Origin of the sequence: Pseudomonas sp. R84, from assembly GCF_009834515.1 — a bacterium.
GTDB lineage: Bacteria > Pseudomonadota > Gammaproteobacteria > Pseudomonadales > Pseudomonadaceae > Aquipseudomonas.
The window spans coordinates 2809133-2828234 of the sequence record NZ_CP019426.1; the positions used below are offsets into that span (position 1 = coordinate 2809133).

Consider the following 19102-nt stretch of genomic DNA (forward strand, 5'->3'; position numbering starts at 1 on the left):
GGGCGGAGAGCCTGAGGCAGCGGTGCCGGCCAATCTTGTTCCGGCCGATTGCACGCGCATCACGCCCGAACTGCTGCCACTGGTGGCGCTGGATCAAGCGACGCTTGACCGCATCGTTGCGAGTGTCCCCGGCGGTGTGCGCAACGTGCAGGACATCTATCCGCTGGCGCCTTTGCAGACCGGTATCCTGTTCCATCATCTGTCGGCCGCGCAGGGCGATCCGTACGTGTTGCAGGCGCAGTTTGCCTTCGCCGACGAGCAGCGTTTGCAAGCTTTCATCGAGGCACTGCAACGGGTGATCGAGCGCCACGACATTCTGCGTACTTCGCTGTTCTGGGAGGGGCTGGATGAGCCGGTGCAAGTGGTCTGGCGTCAGGCTTCGCTGAGCTGCGAGGCCTTGGCGCTGGATGCCGAAACGGGCGATGCGCTGAGCCAGTTGCGTGACCGCTTCAGCATCGATAACTTCCGCATGCCCGTCACCGAGGCGCCGCTGATGCGCGTGGTGTACAGCCGTGATGCCGTCAATCAACGGGTGGTGGCGTTGTTGCTGTTCCATCATTTGGTCATGGATCACGTGGCGCTCGAGGTGTTGCAGCACGAGATGCAGGCGTTTCTGCTGGGCAACGCCGCACACTTGAGCGAGCCGGTGCCGTATCGCAATTACGTGGCGCACACCCGCGCCGGGCTTAGCGCGCAAGAGCACGAAAGCTTCTTCCGCGAAATGCTCGGCGCGGTCAATGAGCCGACCTTGCCCTATGGCCAGAATCTGGCCCATGACGGGCCCGCGCAAGAAGCGCAGTTGGCGCTGGAAAACACCCTCAGCTACAGCGTCCGTCAACAGGCTCGGCGCTTGGGTGTCAGCGCCGCCAGCCTGATGCACCTCGCCTGGGCACAGGTGCTGGGGCAATTGTCCGGACGCGACGCCGTGGTGTTTGGCACGGTGTTGCTCGGGCGATTGCAGGGCGGTGAAGGATCGGAGCGGGCACTCGGTGTGTTCATCAATACCTTGCCGCTGTGCATCGAGCTGAACGCCCATAGCGTCAAAGGCGCCGCACTGGCGACTCATGAACGCTTGAGTCAGTTGCTGGCTCATGAACATGCGCAACTGGCGCAGGTGCAACAGTGCAGCGCGATGCCGGCGGGCACACCGCTGTTCAGCACGCTGCTCAACTATCGTCACAGCACCCCGGTCGGGCCGATATCCGCCGAGGTGCAAACGGCGTGGCAGGGCATGCAATTGCTGGCAGCCGAGGAGCACAGCAACTATCGCCTGACCCTCAGCGTTGATGATCTCGGCGAAGACTTCCGCCTGAAGGTATTGGCCGGTGCGGGGATTGATGCACAGCGTATCTGCGGGTACATGCAGGGTGCGTTGATGACTTTGCTGGAGGCACTGGAGCACACGCCGCACGTGGGCTTTGACCGGTTGTCGATCCTGCCGGCAGATGAGCGCGAACAGTTGCTGGTGGATTTCAATGCGACCGAGGCTGACTACCCGCGTGAGCTGACGATTACCCAGCGCTTCGAATCGCAGGTCACCGAGCGTCCGCAGGCTATTGCAGCGCTGTTTGCCGGACAGCCACTGACTTACTTGCAGCTCAATCGCCAGGCCAATGCCTTGGCTCATCACTTGATCGCCATCGGGGTGAAACCCGATGACCGCGTGGCCATTGTCGCCCGCCGGGGGCTGGATACATTGGTCGGGCTGGTCGCCATCCTCAAGGCCGGCGCCGGCTATGTGCCGATCGATCCGGCGCATCCTGCCGAGCGGATCAGCTATTTGCTCGGCGACAGCGCGCCGGCTGCGGTGCTCACGCAAAGCGATCTGCACAAGAGACTGCCACTGCTGACCGTGCCAGTGATCGATGTCGACCTGTGCGCTTGGCCAGCGCAGGCGCAGCACAACCCTGCAGTGCCGGGCCTGAGCGCTACGCATCTGGCGTACGTGATCTACACCTCGGGTTCGACCGGTCTGCCCAAAGGGGTCATGGTCGAGCATCAGACGCTGTCCAATCTGGTCGACTGGCACTGTGATGCATTCGATTTACACGCCGGCAGCCACACCTCAAGCCTTGCCGGATTTGGCTTCGATGCGATGGCGTGGGAAGTCTGGCCGGCTCTGTGCGCGGGCGCCACGGTGCATCTGGCACCTACTCACGACGGCGCGGAAGACGTCGATGCCTTGCTCGAATGGTGGCGTGCGCAACCGCTGGACGTGAGCTTTTTGCCGACCCCGGTCGCCGAATACGCGTTCAGCCAGAACCTCGATCACCCGACTTTGCGCACTCTGTTGATCGGTGGCGATCGCTTGCGCCAGTTCAGCCGTCAGCAGCGCTTCGCGGTGATCAACAACTACGGCCCGACCGAGGCCACTGTGGTCGCCACTTCAGGACGTATTGAAGTCGGTGCGGCGTTGCACATCGGCCAACCGGTGGCGAACGCGGCGGTGTACTTGCTCGACGAGCAGCAACGTCCGGTGCCCATGGGCGTCCTGGGCGAGTTGTACGTCGGTGGCGCGGGCGTGGCCCGGGGTTATCTGAACCGCGCCGACCTGACCGCCGAGCGCTTTCTGCAAGACCCGTTCAGCAACACGCCGAATGCGCGCATGTACCGCACCGGTGACCTTGCCCGTTGGCGCGAAGACGGCTCGCTCGCCTACCTGGGGCGTAACGACGACCAGGTGAAAATCCGTGGCATGCGCATTGAATTGGGTGAAATCGAGACCCGCCTCAATCGGCTCCCCGGGATTAACGAAGCGGTGCTGCTGGCCCGCGAAGACCAACCCGGTCAGCCGCGACTGGTGGCCTATTTCACCGAACAGACGGGGGCCGAGCCACTGGCGGTGGGCGACTTGCGCGCACAGCTGTTGACGCAGTTGCCGGATTACATGGTGCCGGCAGCGTTTGTCCGGCTCGAAGCTTTGCCGCTGACCGCCAATGGCAAGGTCGACCGCCGAGCGTTGCCGAAACCGGATCTGGCCGCGTTGCCGGCCCGCGAATACGAGGCGCCGCAAGGCCAACTGGAAACCGCACTGGCGCAGATCTGGGCCGAAGTGCTGCAAGTCGAGCAGGTCGGCCGTCACGATCATTTCTTCGAACTCGGCGGTCATTCGCTGTTGGCGATGCGCATGGTCTCGCTGATCCGTCAGCGCCTCGGCGTCGAACTGGCGCTGAGTGACCTGTTTGCCGACGCGCAATTGAGCGCAGTCGCTGAAGTATTGAATCGCGCCGGGTGCAGCGCGCTACCGGACATTGTGCCGGTACCGCGTGATCAACCGTTAACGATGTCCTTCGCCCAACAACGCCTGTGGTTCCTGGCGCAGATGACGGGTGGCAACTCGGCGTACAACATTCCCCTCGGCTTGCGCCTGCGCGGCCACCTCCACGTTGATGCCCTGCAAGCGGCGCTGGCACGCATCGTTGCCCGCCACGAAACCTTGCGCAGCCGTTTCATCAGCCTCGACGACAGCGCACACGTGTCGATTGCCCCGGTCGACAGCGGTTTACTGTTGCGCGTGGAAGATCTGCGCCAGGACTTGCAAGCCGAGCACACCGTGCAGGGATTGATGGCGCAGGAAGCCTCGACAGCGTTTGATCTGCACAACGATCCGTTGATTCGCGGACGGTTGGTGCGCCTGGCCGACGATCACTGTGTTTTGCTGTTGACCGTGCATCACATCGTCGCCGACGGTTGGTCGATGGGCGTGCTGACCGCTGAGTTGATGGCGTTGTATCAAGCGTTCAGCCACGGTCAGCCTGATCCGCTGCCGCCACTGACCTTGCAATACGGTGACTACGCCGTGTGGCAACGTCAGTGGCTCAGCGGTGAAGTGCTGCAGCGGCAAAGCGACTATTGGCAGCAGACCCTCGACGGCGCGCCGGCCTTGTTGACGTTGCCCACCGATCGCCCGCGCCCGGCGCAGCAGGATTACACCGGCGGCAACGTCGAGGTGTTGCTGGACGAACGCTTGAGCACTGGCCTTAAAACGTTGAGCCAGCGTCACGGCACGACCCTGTTCATGACCTTGACGAGCGCCTGGGCGCTGCTGATGAGTCGTCTGTCCGGGCAAACCGATGTGGTGATCGGTGCGCCGGTGGCCAACCGCAGCCGCGCTGAAATCGAAGGCTTGATCGGCATGTTCGTCAATACACTCGCTTTGCGCATCGACACCTCGGACGCGCCGAGTGTCGAAGCGCTGCTGGCGCGGGTAAAGGCGCGGACACTGGAGGCGCAAGCGCATCAGGATTTGCCGTTTGAACAAGTGGTGGAAATCGCCCGACCGCTGCGCAGTCTGGCGCACAGCCCGTTGTTCCAGACCACGCTGAGCTGGGACAGCAGTGTCGGCCCGCAACTGGCGTTGGGCGAGCTGACACTGGAGGGTGTTGCCGGGCCGGGCGAGGTCGCCAAGTTTGACCTGACGCTGACACTGGGCGAGGTCAACGGGGTGATTCGTGGCACGCTGAACTACGCCACGGCGCTGTTCGATGCGCTGACGATCAAGCGTTACATCGGCTACTTCGAACGTCTGCTCGACGCGATGGTTATCGATGATCAAACGGTGCTGGAACGTGTGCCATTGCTGGCAAACGATGAGCGCCAGCGCTTGCTGTACGACTTCAACGCCACGGCGCGTGACTACCCGCAAACACTGACCGTACACGGGGTTTTCCAACAGCAGGCAGCCGCGCATCCCAAGGCTGTGGCGGCAGTGCATGGTGCACATTCACTGAGCTACTTTGAACTCAACGCGCAAGCCAACCGCTTGGCCCATCACCTGATTGCTCACGGCGTGCAGCCGGGCGATCACGTGGCGATTCTGTTGCCACGTTCGCTGGAGTTGCTGGTGGCGCAACTGGCCGTTGCCAAATGCGCGGCGGCCTATGTGCCGCTGGACATCAATGCACCGAGCGAGCGCCAGGCGTTCATGGTCGATGATTGCCAAGCGGTGGCGCTGTTGACCTTGAGCGGCGAAGTCATCGACTACGCCGCACCGCGTATCGATCTGGACATGCTGACCCTCAGCGGCCAGCCGACGCACAATCCGAACCTGTTGCAGTCGTCGGAGACGCTGGCATACATCATGTACACCTCGGGTTCCACCGGCACGCCGAAAGGGGTGATGGTGCCGCATCGGGGCATCGGCCGCTTGGTGCTCAACAACGGTTATGCCGATTTCAATGCTCAGGATCGTGTGGTCTTCGCCTCGAACCCGGCGTTCGATGCGAGCACCATGGACATCTGGGGGCCGCTGCTCAATGGCGGTCGCGTGGTGATCATTGACCATCAAACCCTGCTCGATCCGAATGCCTTCGGCCGCGAACTGAGTGCCAGTGGCGCGACGATCCTGTTCGTCACCACCGCGCTGTTCAACCAGTACGTGCAGCTGATTGCGCAGGCGCTCAAGGGCTTGCGCATCCTCTTGTGTGGTGGTGAACGTGGTGATCCGGCGGCGTTCCGTCGACTGTTGGCCGAAGCACCCGCGTTGCGCATCGTGCATTGCTACGGCCCGACCGAAACCACCACCTACGCCACCACATTCGAAGTGCAGGAAGTGGCGCAGGACGCCGAGAACGTGCCGATTGGCGGCCCCATCGGCAACACGCAGGTGTACGTGCTCGACGCGTATCAGCAACCGGTGCCGATGGGCGTCACCGGGGAGCTGTATATCGGCGGGCAGGGCGTGGCGCTGGGTTACCTGAACCGGCCGGATCTGACCGCCGAGAAGTTCCTCCGCGATCCGTTCAGCGAGACGCCTGGTGCGTTGCTCTATCGCACCGGCGATCTCGCACGCTGGCTGGCACCGGGGCAACTCGACTGCATCGGGCGTAACGATGATCAGGTGAAGATCCGTGGCTTCCGCATCGAACTGGGGGAAATCGAAAACCGCCTGTTGAAATGCCCGGGGATCAAGGAAGCGGTGGTGCTGGCGCGCCGCGACGGTCAGGACGCCACGCGTTTGGTGGCGTACTACACGGCGCACGATGAACCCTTGGACAACGCCGATCTGCACGCGCAGCTGCACGCACGACTGCCGGAATACATGCTGCCGACGGCGTGGGTGCAACTCGACGTATTGCCGTTGAACAACAACGGCAAGGTCGACCGCAAGGCACTGCCGGCACCGACGCAGGAGGCGCTGCTCAGCCGGGTTTACGAGGCGCCGGCCAATCCACTGGAAATCAGCCTCGCACAGGTCTGGGCCGAGGTGTTGCAGGTCGAACAGGTTGGGCGCCATGACAACTTCTTCGAACTCGGCGGGCATTCATTGCTGGCCATGCGCATGCTGTCCCAGGTGCGCCAGCAATTGGGTGTGGAACTGGCGCTGGCTGATCTGTTCGCCAACCCGGAACTGGCGGCAGTCGCCGAAGTGTTGAGTCAGGCCGAACGCAGCAGCTTGCCGCAGATTCTGCCGGCGCCGCGCGATCAGGTGCTGCCGTTGTCGTTCGCCCAGCAACGCTTGTGGTTCCTCGCGCAGATGGACGGCGGCAATACCGCCTACAACATTCCTTTGGGCCTGCATTTGCGCGGCCGACTCGACGCCGTGGCCCTGCAACGGGCATTGGCGCGGATCGCCGCTCGTCACGAAACCCTGCGCAGTCGTTTTGCGCAATTGAACGACGAAGCACAGGTGCTGATTGCTCCGGTCGACAGTGGCCTGCCGCTGATTGAAGAGGATTGGCGGCAACAGCCGCAGACCGACGAGGCATTGCGCGCGCTGATCGAAACTGAAGCTCGCGGACCGTTTAATTTGCAGGACGGTCCGTTGATTCGGGGACGGTTGGTGCGGCTGGCCGATGAGCACCATGTGCTCTTGCTGACGATGCACCACATCATCTCCGACGGCTGGTCGATGGGCGTGCTGACTCGTGAATTGATGGCGTTGTATCAGGCGTTCAGTTACGGCGAGGACGACCCGCTGCCGCCGCTGGCCTTGCAATACGCCGACTACGCGGTGTGGCAACGTCGCTGGCTCAGCGGTGAGGTGCTGCAGCGCCAGAGCGATTACTGGCAGCAGACGCTGGCCGGCGCCCCGGCCTTGTTGAGCCTGCCGACCGACCGTCCGCGCCCGGCGCAACAGGATCATCGCGGTGGCAGTGTCGAGATCGTGCTGGACGAGCAGACCAGCGTCGGTCTCAAGGCGTTGTGTCAGCGTCACGCCGTGACACCGTACATGGTGCTCATGAGCGCCTGGGCAATGTTGCTCGCTCGTTTGTCCGGGCAGTCCGATGTGGTCATCGGCTCGCCGGTGGCCAACCGTACCCGCGTCGAGATCGAAGGGTTGATCGGCATGTTCGTCAACACCCTTGCGTTGCGTGTCGATACCTCAGGTGATCTGACGGGCGCAGCGCTGCTGGCGCGGGTCAAGGCCCAGACCCTGGCCGCGCAGGCGCATCAGGATCTGCCGTTCGAACACGTGGTGGAAATCACCCGACCGCTGCGCAGCCTTTCCCACTCCCCGTTGTTCCAGACCCTGGTGAGCTGGGACAGCAGCGTCGCGCCGGCCCTGGCATTGGGCGGTCTGACGCTGGAAGGCGTGGCCGGGGAAAATCACTTTGTGAAGTTCGACCTGTCGCTGAGCCTGGGGGAAAACCCGCAAGGCATCCGTGGCGCGCTGCGCTACGCCACGGCGTTGTTCGATGAGGCGACCGTGCGGCGTTTTAGTGGTTACTTGCAGCGCTTGCTGAAAGCGCTGGTCAGCGATGACCAAGCTGTGTTGGCGCAGGTCAACCTGCTCGCGGCGGATGAACAGCAGCGCTTGCTCGGCGACTTCAACGCGACGGCGGTTGATTGCCCGGTCGAACAACCGATTCAGAGCCTGTTTGAAGCGCAGGCGCAGCGTCAGCCGGATGCCATCGCCGTGCAGGCTGGCGAACACAGCCTGACCTATCGCGAGCTGAACGCCCGTGCCAACCGTCTCGCGCATCACCTGCGCGAGCAGGGCGTGGGGCCGGATGCGCGGGTGGCGCTGTGCGTCGAGCGTGGACTCGATCTGGTGGTCGGGCTGCTCGGCATTCTCAAGGCCGGTGGCGCCTACGTGCCGCTGGATCCGGCTTACCCGACGGAGCGCCTCGACTTTATGCTCAGGGACTGCGCGCCGGTGGCAGTGCTGGTTCACTCGGCCACCCGATCGCTGTTTGCCGGGACCGACGTAGCTGTGATCGACTTTGACCAATGCAACTGGCACGCGCAATCGGAGGGCAATCCGCAGGTGCCTGGCCTGACGCCTTCGAATCTGGCGTACATGATCTACACCTCAGGTTCTACCGGCACACCGAAAGGCGTGATGCTCCAACACCGTGGCTTGTGCAATCTGGTGCATTGGGGCTCGCAGATTTGCCCACCGACCACAGACGGCGCGCTGTTGCAGAAAGCGCCATTCAGTTTCGATGGCTCGGTGTGGGAGTTCTTCTGGCCGCTGACGGCCGGCGTACGCCTGGTACTGGCACGGCCGGGCGGTCATCGGGAACCGGCGTATCTGGCGCAAGTGATTCGTCAGCAACGGATTACCGTAGTCAAGTTTGTGCCGGCGCTGTTGCAGCAGTTTGTTGAGCTGCAGGAGGTCAGTGAATGCACCAGCCTCAGCGATATTTTCTGTGGTGGCGGCGAACTCACGGCGGCACTGGCCGCTGCCGTGCGCCAGCAACTGCCGTGGGTGCGCCTGCATAACGTGTATGGCCCGACCGAAGCCACGGTCGACAGCACGGCATGGACACTGGAACCGCACATGCCGGTACCGTCATCCGAATTGCCAATTGGCAAGGCCATCTGTAACACCCGTGTGTATGTGCTCGATGCGCATGACCAACCGGTGCCGATTGGCGTCATCGGCCAGTTGCACATTGGCGGCATCGGTGTGGCGCGCGGTTACATGGGGCTGCCGCAGATGCAGGCCGAGCGCTTTATCGACAGCCCGTTCGTGGCCGGTGATCGCTTGTACCGCACCGGCGATCTGGTGCGTTACCGCGCCGACGGCAACCTCGAATTCCTCGGGCGCAACGACTTTCAGGTCAAGCTGCACGGCTTGCGTCTGGAACTCGGTGAAATCGAAGCGCGATTGATCCAGCACCCGCAGGTGCGCGAGGTGGTGGTGCTGATGCGCGACGAGCGTCTGGTCGCGTATTTTACTGTGCGCGAGGGCAGTGCAGTGCCCGCTATCGATACGTTGCGCGCGTTCATTCTCGAGCAGTTGCCGGAGTACATGGTGCCGGGCGCGTTTGTTGCGCTCGACGCCTTGCCCTTGAGTCCCAATGGCAAAATCGATCGTCAGGCACTGCCGGCACCGGGGCTCGACGCCGTGCTCAGCCGCCACTACGAAGCACCGCAAGGCGAGGTTGAAACCGTGTTGGCACGGTTCTGGGCTGAGGTGCTGAATGTCGAGCAGGTCGGACGTCACGACAATTTCTTCGAATTGGGCGGGCATTCGCTGCTGGCGATTCGTCTGGTCAACTTGCTGCAGCGGGCGGGGCAACAGGTGACGCTGGCGGAGCTGTTCCAGCGGCCGAGTATCGAATCACTGGCAGCGCTGATCAGCCAGCGCAGTGGCGTGCCTGAACAGCCGGAAGGACTGGTCGTGGTGCGGCCGGGCGAGGGCGGTAATGCGCTATTCCTGATTCATGAATTCAGCGGCCGGGACGTATATTTCCCGGCATTGGGCCTGCATATCGAGGGCGAGTTTCCGATTTACGGCTTGCCCGGTGTGCCACTGGGGCAGCCGCAACTGCGCACCCTTGAGTGCATGGCCACGCGGATGGTCGGGATTATCCGCTCGGTGCAGCCGCATGGGCCGTATCATCTGGCCGGGTGGTCGTTTGGCGGCTTGCTGGCGTACGAAGTCGCGCAGCAATTGCTCGGTCTCGATGAGGCGGTGGCGTTTGTCGGCCTGCTTGATACTTACGCACCGCATCCAGCCAGCCAGGATAAAACCCGCTGGAGCGGCGAGCATCGCGACAAGCGTCAATTGCTCGAACATTGCCGGGCGCGCTCACAGATGCGCGGTGAAGAAGGGCAGCAAGCATTGACTGACGTCGAAAGGCTTGAGGCTGAAGTCGAGCTGACCGGCTTCGACGAACTGTTCCAGCGCTGCTGCGAACAGCAATTGCCTGACCCGGAACTGGCCGCACTGAGCGCAGCGGATGCCTGGAGTTACTTTGATCGTGAGGCCGCTCATGGCCTGGCGCTGGCGCATTACCGCGTCAGCCCGGCCAGCCAGCCGGTGCACTTGTTCCGCGCCCAGGCATTGATGCCGGGACAGGCACAGCCGAGTCCGACCCGTGGTTGGGAGAACAAGGTCGGTACAGGTTTGCTGCGCTGCATCGATGTGCCGGGGGATCACCGCAGCATGATGAAAAACCCGGATATCCAGGCGCTCGGCCAGGCTTTGAGTCAGGCCATGGCGGCGGCGCGGGTCCCGCAACCACAGGTGTATCAGCCAGTATTGACGATCCAGAGTGGGCACGCCGGGCATGCGCCGATCTTCTGTGTGCCGGGGGCGGGCGACAGTGTCACCGGGTTCATTCACCTGACCGAAGCGCTCGGTCCTGAGTGGCCGATCTATGGTCTGCAACCGCGTGGCCTGGATGGTCACGGCGTGCCGCACAGTCAGGTAGAAGCGGCAGCGGCGTGTTATCTGCAAGCCGTCGAGCAACTGTATCCGCAAGGCCCGGTGCATTTGATCGGCCATTCGTTCGGCGGTTGGGTCGCGCATGCCATGGCCACGCAGTTGCAGGCGATCGGACGTGAGGTAGCGTCGTTGACCCTGATCGACAGCGAATCTCCCGGCGGCAATGGCACGGCGGGCAAGCCGTACACGACGACTGCCGCGCTGGAACGCTTGATCGAGACGCTGCAATTGTCCAGCGGCAAGTCCCTGGGCATCGATCCGCTGGCGTTCGCCGAGGCTGACGACACCACGCAAATGCGCCTGTTGCACGAGGGCATGGTGCGTGCGGGTGTGTTGTCTGCGCGTTCGTCAGCGCAGGCGATGCACGGCCCGGTGCGCACCTTCGCCACGGCATTGCGTACGGTCTATCAACCGCAACTGGCCTACACCGGCCCGGTGCGGCTGGCGCTGGTCGATGACCCGACGCTGGATGCGTGGGGCAATCAGCGCGAGCAAGCGGCGATGGTCGAGGGTTGGCAGCGCCAGGTTGCGGATCTGGCGGTGTGGTACGGGCCGGGCAACCACTTCACGATTCTCAAGGCGCCCAACGTCTTCAGTCTCGCGGCGTGGTGGCATGACGGCCTGAAAGTGCCGGCCGGCCAAGTGGTTTCCTGATTGTTGTTTATCTACCAGAGCCCGGCCGCTGGCCGGGCTCACCCCTGAACGGACTTGTGGTCATTTATGGAAAAGTCGAAGTTGCGCAAAGTCGGTATGGGTCTGGCGTTGGTGGCGGTCGCGGGATTGGCGTTCTATGCGGTGCAGGCACCGGCCGAGGCGCCGCAATATCTGACGGCGCCCGTTGAACGCAGTGATATTGAAAACGCGGTGCTGGCCACCGGGTTGCTTGAAGGCATCAAACAAGTGGACGTCGGCGCGCAAGTGTCCGGGCAATTGAAGTCGCTCAAGGTCAAGGTTGGCGACAAGGTGAAGAAGGGCCAGTGGCTGGCGGAAATCGATCCGCTGGTGTTGCAGAACACCCTGCGTCAGGCCCAGGTCGATGAGGAGAACCTGCAGGCGCAAAAACGCGCCACGCAGGCTCAACTGAGGCAGACCAAAGCGATTTACGAGCGCTACAAGAACTTGCAGGACGACGCCTCGATCTCCCGTCAGGATTTCGAAACCGCCGAGTCGAACTATCAGGTGCAGCAGGCCAATCTGATGTCACTGGACGCGCAGATCAAAAGCGCGCACATCCAGATCGACACGGCAAAGGTCAATCTGGCCTACACGCGGATTGTTGCGCCGATCGATGGCGATGTGGTCGGCGTGGTAACACAGGAAGGGCAAACGGTGATCGCCAGCCAACTGGCGCCGGTCCTGCTGAAACTGGCGGATCTGGACACCATGACGGTGAAAGCGCAGGTGTCCGAGGCCGATGTGATCCACATTGCGCCGGGGCAAGAGGTGTATTTCACCATTCTTGGCGAGGACAAACGCTACTACGCGAAGCTGCGCGGCACCGACCCGGCGCCGCAGAACTTTCTTGAAACACCGCCCGCCGGCACGCCTAAGCAAAGCAGCGCGGTGTTCTACAACGCCTTGTTCGAGGTGCCCAATCCCGATCATCGCCTGCGCATCTCGATGACCGCGCAGGTGCGCATTATCCTCGACACCGCCAAGTCGGTGCTGACCGTGCCGGTGGCGGCGCTCGGTCCGCGCAATGCCGATGGCAGTTTTTCGGTACGGGTGCTGGACGCCAAGGGCCACGCGCAGTCGCGCAATGTGCAGACCGGGATCAACAACAACGTCAAAGTGCAGATCAATGATGGCTTGGCGGAAGGTGATCGCGTGGTCATCGGTGATCCGCTGACGAATGTGGCGGGGGCCTGAGCATGACTGAGCCGCTGCTACAGCTGACCGGCATCACCCGCAGCTTCACCGCCGGCGACCGCGAGTTTCTCGCGCTGAACAACATCAATCTGACGATCAATGCCGGGGAAATGGTCGCGATCATTGGTGCCTCCGGTTCCGGCAAATCGACGCTGATGAACATCCTCGGTTGCCTCGATTACGCCACCGCCGGCAGCTACAGGATCAACGGCCAGGAAACCCGCGATCTGGACAATCAGGCCCTGGCCGAGCTGCGCCGTGACTACTTCGGCTTCATCTTCCAGCGTTATCACTTGCTGCCGCATTTGAGCGCGATGCACAACGTCGAGATGCCGGCGATTTACGCCGGCACACCGCAGCTTCAGCGCCATGCCCGCGCCCGTGAGCTGTTGGCGCGATTGGGTCTGGAAGGGCACCTGACGCATCGGCCGAGCCAGCTTTCCGGCGGTCAGCAGCAACGGGTGAGTATCGCCCGGGCCTTGATGAATGGCGGCGAAGTAATCCTCGCCGACGAACCGACCGGCGCTCTCGACACGGCCAGCGGCAAAGAGGTGATGCGCATCCTGCTGGAGCTGCACGCGACAGGGCACACGGTGATTCTGGTGACCCACGACCCGAAAGTCGCGGCCAACGCTGAGCGCATCATCGAAGTCAGCGACGGCGAAATCCTCAGCGACCGCGCCAACGAACGCGACACCACGCAGCTGCTCAGCGACGAACCGGTGACGCCGAAAGCCACCGCCTCTCGACGTCTTGTTGCCAGTCTCGGTTTGTTCAAAGAGGCGTTCGCCATGGCGTGGGTGGCGTTGATTTCCCATCGCATGCGCACCTTGCTGACCATGCTTGGCATCGTCATTGGCATCACCTCGGTGGTGTCAATTTCAGCGGTGGGCGAGGGCGCCAAGAACTACGTGCTCAAGGACATCGCCGCGATTGGCAGCAACACCATCGATGTCTATCCCGGCAGCAGTTACGGCGACAAACGTGCAGCGGCCATCGAAACCCTGACACCGGCCGATGTCACCGCGCTGAATCAGCTGTACTACGTCGACAGCGCCACGCCGATGATCGGCCGCAGCCTGTTGCTGCGCTATCGCAATATCGACCTGGATGCGCAGGTCAACGGCGTCAGCGATCAGTACTTCAAGGTGCGCGGGATCAAGATGGCAGCGGGTATCCCGTTCAGCGAAAACGATGCACGGCGCCAGGCGCAGGTGGTGGTCATCGATCACAACACCCGGCAGCGTCTGTTCGGGCAGGATGTCGATCCGTTGGGTCAGGTGATTTTGATCGGCAACCTGCCGTGCACGGTGATCGGCGTGGCCGCCGAAGATAAAGGCCTGTTTGCCTCGGGTAAAACCCTCAACGTCTGGGTGCCTTACGAAACGGCGGCCGGGCGGGTGTTGGGTCAGCGTTATCTGGACAGCATCAGCGTGCGCATGAAGGACGGCCAGCCGAGCAAAGTGGTGGAGGAGCACGTCACCCAACTGCTGCTGCAACGTCACGGCACCAAGGATTTCTTCACCAACAACCTCGACAGCGTCCTGCAGACCGTGCAGAAAACCAGCCGCTCGCTGGCGCTGTTGCTGTCGCTGATTGCGGTGATTTCGTTGGTGGTGGGCGGTATCGGCGTGATGAACATCATGCTGGTGTCGGTGACCGAACGTACCCGCGAGATTGGCATTCGCATGGCGGTGGGCGCGCGGCAGTCGGACATTCGTCAGCAGTTTTTGGTGGAGGCGGTGATGGTCTGTTTGTTGGGCGGGGCGATCGGAATTTCCCTGTCGTATGCGATCGGGCATCTGTTTTCGGTGTTTATCAAGGAATGGGAGATGGTGTTTTCGTTGGCGTCGGTGCTAACGGCGGTGGTGTGCTCGACGTTGATCGGGATTGTGTTCGGGTTTGTGCCGGCGCGGAATGCCTCGCGGCTTGATCCGATTGAGGCGTTGGCACGGGATTAAGAGCTGACCCTCACCCTAGCCCTCTCCCAGAGGGAGAGGGGACTGAACGCGGTGTTTGCTGGAGATACACCGACGTGGGATACCGAGTCGAACTCAGGTTTTGAACAGCACAAAAATCGGCTCCCTTTCCCCCTCGCCCCCCTTGGGGGAGAGGGCTGGGGTGAGGGGGTAGATCCAACTGACACACCGCAAAAACTCGAACCACCGCCATCCAGAATTTCCATCAATAAACACGATACCGTGAGTGCGTTTAAATTACACGACCCGTTACGTCATACCGCCTACAACACCTTGCGTCGTTACCTACGCGTACGCCAGAATCCGCCGGCTTACGCGGCTATGGGTCGGGATATATCGTTTGCCTGTCACTGCAAATCAGTGATCGGGTTTGGTAGCCCGCTTCGGTACCGCCGTATGGCGCCCCCTTATGCAGTCTCTTTTTTGCGGCTGCGTTTTATATGGTGGACATGCGTGGGGCTCATTCATGAGCGCCGGGTTTCCGTATCGACCGGTCTACCAACCCGCGCATGGCCGCCACCTTCGTTTGGTAGCGAAAGTGATGGCTCCGGTTAATTTCGATACGAGACTTTATCTATGTTCAAAGCCACACCCAACCCACCAGATACCGATCCAATCCCCTACGACGCCGCACTGGAACCTCAAAACATCAAAGAGGCCACAGAACGGGCGATCAATTTCTACCTCAATCCTTCCGCGCTCAAAACCTCAAAACCTACTCGCAAAACCGGCAAGATCTACCTGATCGACCCCACCATCGACGACGAAACCCTGCTCGTTGAAGCCTACGAATCGTTGTCATCGGCCAGTGACATGGCCCGCGACCTTGCCGACTTGGTCGACAGTCCTCACCGCAAAAAAATGCTGATCCTGCAACAGGTGATCATGTTGAGTGAATTGGTGGTGAGTCGCGTCCTCGACAACCAGCGCTTGCCCAACTAATTGCGAAACAGCCGCGTGAGGGAGCCTGCTCCCTCGCATCGTGCAAGTGGTGATGTTGGGGGAATTGGCGGTGAATCAGGCATTGGAGCACGTCGCTGGATTGCCCTCACCCTAACCCTCTCCCAGGGGGGAGGGGACTGACCGAGGTGTTCTTTCGAGGTACACCGACGTGGGATACCGAGCCGAACTCAGGTTTTGAACAGTGCAAAGATCGGCTCCCTTTCCCCCTCGCCCCCTTGGGGGGAGAGGGCTGGGGTGAGGGGGGAATCTCACTGACACACCCAAAAAACCGAAACCCTCTCAATCCCTGCGTATCAAGCCGCACTCGACGCCAACGCCTCCAACGGCGAATACATCCAGCGCATCAACGAATGCCGTCCGCTGATACCCAACTTGATCGCCGCCCGTTTCAGATAACTCTCCACGGTGTTGACCTTCAACGCCAATTGTTCCGCCAGTTCCGGCGCCGTGCGGCCGGCGAGCAGGCCGACACACACTTCGGTTTCGCGGTTCGACAGGCTCAGCCCCAGTTGCTCAAGGCGCTCGTCAAAGCGCAGGCGCAAGGTTTCCAGGCCGTTGCCTTCGACGGCCTCGGGTGGGCTTTGTGAGTCAGGGTTGGCCGGTTGCAGGGCGTTGATGTGTTTTTCCACCATCGGCAGCAGCACCGGGGAAATGTCCTGCAACAGGCTGCGCTCCTGCGCGGAAAAGCGCTGCGATTCGCCGTTGCGGTACACCGAAATCACGTAGCGGTAGCCGTCCTTGCGTCGGGTCAGGTGCAGTTGCGAGGCTTCTGCGCTGGTCGCGGCTGGCGGGTTCTGCAAATGATGGGCGGGCGCTGCGCTGTGCTCGGAAAACACCGTTTCGGCGATCAGGGCCGGCTCTTTCAGCGGCTCCGGCTCACTGCGACTCGACGTGCGGCCGACCGGTTCGACACGCATCTGCCGGATGTGCGTGGCGTCGACCGCCAGTTGCGTCAGGATCAGGTCATGCAGCATGCGCGGAAAGTGCCGGCTGCCGGTGCTGGCAATAACCTTGCCGATGTGGGGGAACAAGTGTGAATTCATTTGCGTGTCATCCCTGAGAGACGTTAATTCATAAACATCTGCCGCACTGTCGACGATCTCCTTGGTCGACGAAATACCGCAGACTTGGATCCTATCCTAGTACAACGTTTGAGCGACGGTTTAATGAAGGTGTTATTTGCTCATAACCGCGACGTCGGGTTGCTTGCCCTGTGAGCACCAGCGGTTGCGGCCTTGCTGCTTGGCTTGATACAGGCAGGTATCGGCTGCTTTCAACAGGGTCGCCGGGGTTACCGTGTCATCGACTGGATGCCAAGTGGTAATCCCGGCGCTGGCGGTGACATAACCCAAAGGATGCCCGGCGTGCTCCAGTTTCAGTGCACGGATGGCCTGCAGTATGTCTTCGGTAACCTGAATGGCGCCGGCATTGTCGGTGTTGGGCAGCAGCACGGTGAACTCTTCGCCGCCGTAGCGCACCGCCAGGTCGCTCGGTCGTTTGACTGCTTGCTGGATCGCCTGCCCGACAGCGCTCAGGCAATCATCACCCGCCGCATGGCCATACTGATCGTTGTAGCGTTTGAAGTGGTCGACATCGAGCATGATCAATGACAGCGCCGAACCTTGTCGCCGCGCTAGACGGATTTCGTCCGCCAGCGCATTGTCCAGACGTCGGCGGTTGCCCAGTCCGGTCAGGCTGTCAGTCAGCGCCATGTCACGCATGGTCTGGTGCGCGTAGCGAATTTCCCGCTCCATGGCCATGCGCTGGCGCAACTGGTGCAGCACCACCAGGCCGAAACCGCTGAGCACCAAAATCAGAAACACCAGCACGAAGCCGTTTTTCAGCAAATCCTGCTGCCACGGTTCGATGATCGAGTCCCGTGAAAGCCCGGCCTCGACCACCAGCGGATAGGTGGTGAGCGCGCGATAGCCATACAACCGCTCAGTGTCGTCGACCACCGCGCGGACTTGCGCAATACCGGCGTTGGCGTTGGGCAGGTAGACCTTGAAGATCTCGCTGTTGGCCAGGCTTTTGCCGATCACCGAGGCGATGAACGGCCGGCGCACGAGGATGGTGCCGTCGCGTCTGGCCAGCACCAGTGCGCCTTTGTCATCGATTCTGAAGTCGCCGTAATAGTCGACAAAGTAGCTGACCTTGACCGTGCCCAGCAGCACCCCGGCGAACGAGCCGTCGGGATTGTTCAGACGACGGGAGACGGGAATGATCAGGTCATGGGTCGATCGGCTTTCCACCACATCACCGATGCGCACCTGCCGATCATCATGGCTGCGGTGGTATTGAAAGTAATCGCGATCGGCGTTGTTAGCGGTCTCGGGCGTGACTTCCTTGTCGGTGACGAGCCACTGCCCATCCGCCCCGTAGATAAACAAGCCATGCAGCTGCGGCATGATTTTCGATTGCTGCACCAGCAGTTTATGAATACGCGGCACGTCGAGATTCTGCAGGCCATCGCCTTCGATCCGCTCACTCAGGGCGGCGGTCAGCACATCCATTTGCCGAATGGTGTCTTCGGCGTGCTGCGCGGTGGCGCGGGCCAGGTTGGTCACCGAATCGCGCGCCGAGGCGAATGCAGCGCGATAGTCGCGCCAGGTGCGCCAGCTCTCGACCGTCAAAAAGGCCAATACCACCACCAGCATAAAGCTGACCGTCAGGCGGAATGTCGAGCCGGCGCGCACGGCGTTGCGGGCAGAGGCGGCTCTGCTTGGGTCTACGGTGTTCGGCTCTGGCGGACGGCGTCCGAGCATGAACATCTCCTTTTTTCATACGTAATGCATCGCAACAGTATGACAAGGATCGCCAGAAAGTTCGGCGCGGAGCGTGTTTTATTGCCTGATTGTCCTGTTCGAGTTGACGGTGAAACGCTTTTCAGCCGATTTATCCCGTCCCTGTGCGTCAGTAATCTGTACCCAACTTGAACGCAACAACAACTTCAAAAACTCAAAAGGGACGCACACCATGACCACTCCAACCTACAACCGCCTGAACAAAGACGACGCCATCGTGCTGCTGGTTGATCACCAGACCGGCCTGATTTCCCTGGTGCAGGACTTCTCGCCAAACGAATTCAAGAACAACGTGCTGGCCCTGGCTGATCTGGCCAGGTTCTTCGAACTGCCGACCATCCTCACCACTAGTTTCGAACAAGGCCCGAACGGCCCGCTGGTGCCAGAGTTGAAAGAGATGTTCCCGGACGCGCCGTACATCGCTCGTCCAGGCCAGATCAACGCGTGGGACAACGAAGACTTCGTCAAAGCGATCAAAGCCACCGGCCGCAAGCAGATCATCATTGCCGGTGTAGTAACGGATGTCTGCGTAGCGTTCCCGACCTTGTCGGCGCTGGCAGAAGGGTTTGATGTGTTTGTGGTGACCGACGCTTCCGGTACCTTCAACACCACCGTGCAACAAGCCGCATGGAGCCGCATGACTCAGGCCGGCGCACAGATGATGAACTGGTTCTCGGTGGCCTGTGAGCTGCACCGCGACTGGCGCAACGACATCGAAGGGCTGGGCAATCTGCTGTCGCAGCGGATCCCGAACTACCGCAACCTGATGAACAGCTACTCGGCGCTGACCGCCCAGCAGAAGTAAGCTGACGCGACCGAACAAAAGCCTGCCTTGAAAGCAGGCTTTTGTCGTGTCTGCGCTTGAA

The 19102-nt window shown here is 61.5% G+C and carries 7 protein-coding genes (1 of these 7 only partly in view); 5 read left to right on the plus strand and 2 right to left on the minus strand.

All coding sequences use genetic code 11. The annotated features are described in order from the left end of the window. From PspR84_RS12505 to PspR84_RS12520, 4 genes are all read left to right on the plus strand, one after another. On the plus strand, positions 1-11275 hold the 3' portion of the coding sequence (locus tag PspR84_RS12505) for a non-ribosomal peptide synthase/polyketide synthase (RefSeq protein WP_160057483.1). It extends 6569 nt beyond the left edge of the window; only the last 11275 of its 17844 coding nucleotides appear in the window; its start codon lies beyond the left edge, outside the window; the stop codon is at positions 11273-11275. A gap of 66 nt (positions 11276-11341) precedes the next feature. Beyond that, complete coding sequence (gene macA, locus PspR84_RS12510; RefSeq protein ID WP_160057484.1) at positions 11342-12490, plus strand: macrolide transporter subunit MacA; 1149 nt, start codon at positions 11342-11344, stop codon at positions 12488-12490. 2 nt (positions 12491-12492) lie between these two features. Then, positions 12493-14451: a MacB family efflux pump subunit gene (locus PspR84_RS12515; RefSeq protein WP_160057485.1), complete on the plus strand. Its 1959-nt coding sequence runs from the start codon at positions 12493-12495 to the stop codon at positions 14449-14451. 594 nt (positions 14452-15045) lie between these two features. Beyond that, positions 15046-15411 carry a DUF6124 family protein gene (locus tag PspR84_RS12520; RefSeq protein ID WP_095118446.1) on the plus strand — a complete coding sequence of 122 codons (366 nt, stop codon included), beginning with the start codon at positions 15046-15048 and terminating at the stop codon, positions 15409-15411. Positions 15412-15725: 314 nt separating this feature from the next. Here PspR84_RS12520 and PspR84_RS12525 read toward each other — a convergent pair whose 3' ends face one another. Next, the gene (locus PspR84_RS12525) at positions 15726-16475 is read right to left on the minus strand and encodes a helix-turn-helix transcriptional regulator (RefSeq protein ID WP_160057486.1); all 750 of its coding nucleotides are present in this window, start codon (positions 16473-16475) and stop codon (positions 15726-15728) included. A 132-nt stretch (positions 16476-16607) separates the two neighbouring features. Further along, complete coding sequence (locus PspR84_RS12530) at positions 16608-18197, minus strand: sensor domain-containing diguanylate cyclase (RefSeq protein WP_160057487.1); 1590 nt, start codon at positions 18195-18197, stop codon at positions 16608-16610. A gap of 211 nt (positions 18198-18408) precedes the next feature. On the opposite strand from PspR84_RS12530, the gene ycaC reads away from it, so the two are divergent. Further along, positions 18409-19041: an isochorismate family cysteine hydrolase YcaC gene (gene ycaC / locus PspR84_RS12535; protein ID WP_064390431.1), complete on the plus strand. Its 633-nt coding sequence runs from the start codon at positions 18409-18411 to the stop codon at positions 19039-19041. Positions 19042-19102 lie beyond the last annotated feature (61 nt).

Bases quoted from the DNA above. Each gene is read 5' to 3' on its own strand.
- PspR84_RS12530 (WP_160057487.1), bottom strand. From the start codon at position 18,197: ATGCTCGGACGCCGTCCGCCAGAGCCGAACACCGTAGACCCAAGCAGA.
- ycaC (WP_064390431.1), top strand. From the start codon at position 18,409: ATGACCACTCCAACCTACAACCGCCTGAACAAAGACGACGCCATCGTG.
- PspR84_RS12525 (WP_160057486.1), bottom strand. From the start codon at position 16,475: ATGAATTCACACTTGTTCCCCCACATCGGCAAGGTTATTGCCAGCACC.
- macA (WP_160057484.1), top strand. From the start codon at position 11,342: ATGGAAAAGTCGAAGTTGCGCAAAGTCGGTATGGGTCTGGCGTTGGTG.
- PspR84_RS12515 (WP_160057485.1), top strand. From the start codon at position 12,493: ATGACTGAGCCGCTGCTACAGCTGACCGGCATCACCCGCAGCTTCACC.
- PspR84_RS12520 (WP_095118446.1), top strand. From the start codon at position 15,046: ATGTTCAAAGCCACACCCAACCCACCAGATACCGATCCAATCCCCTAC.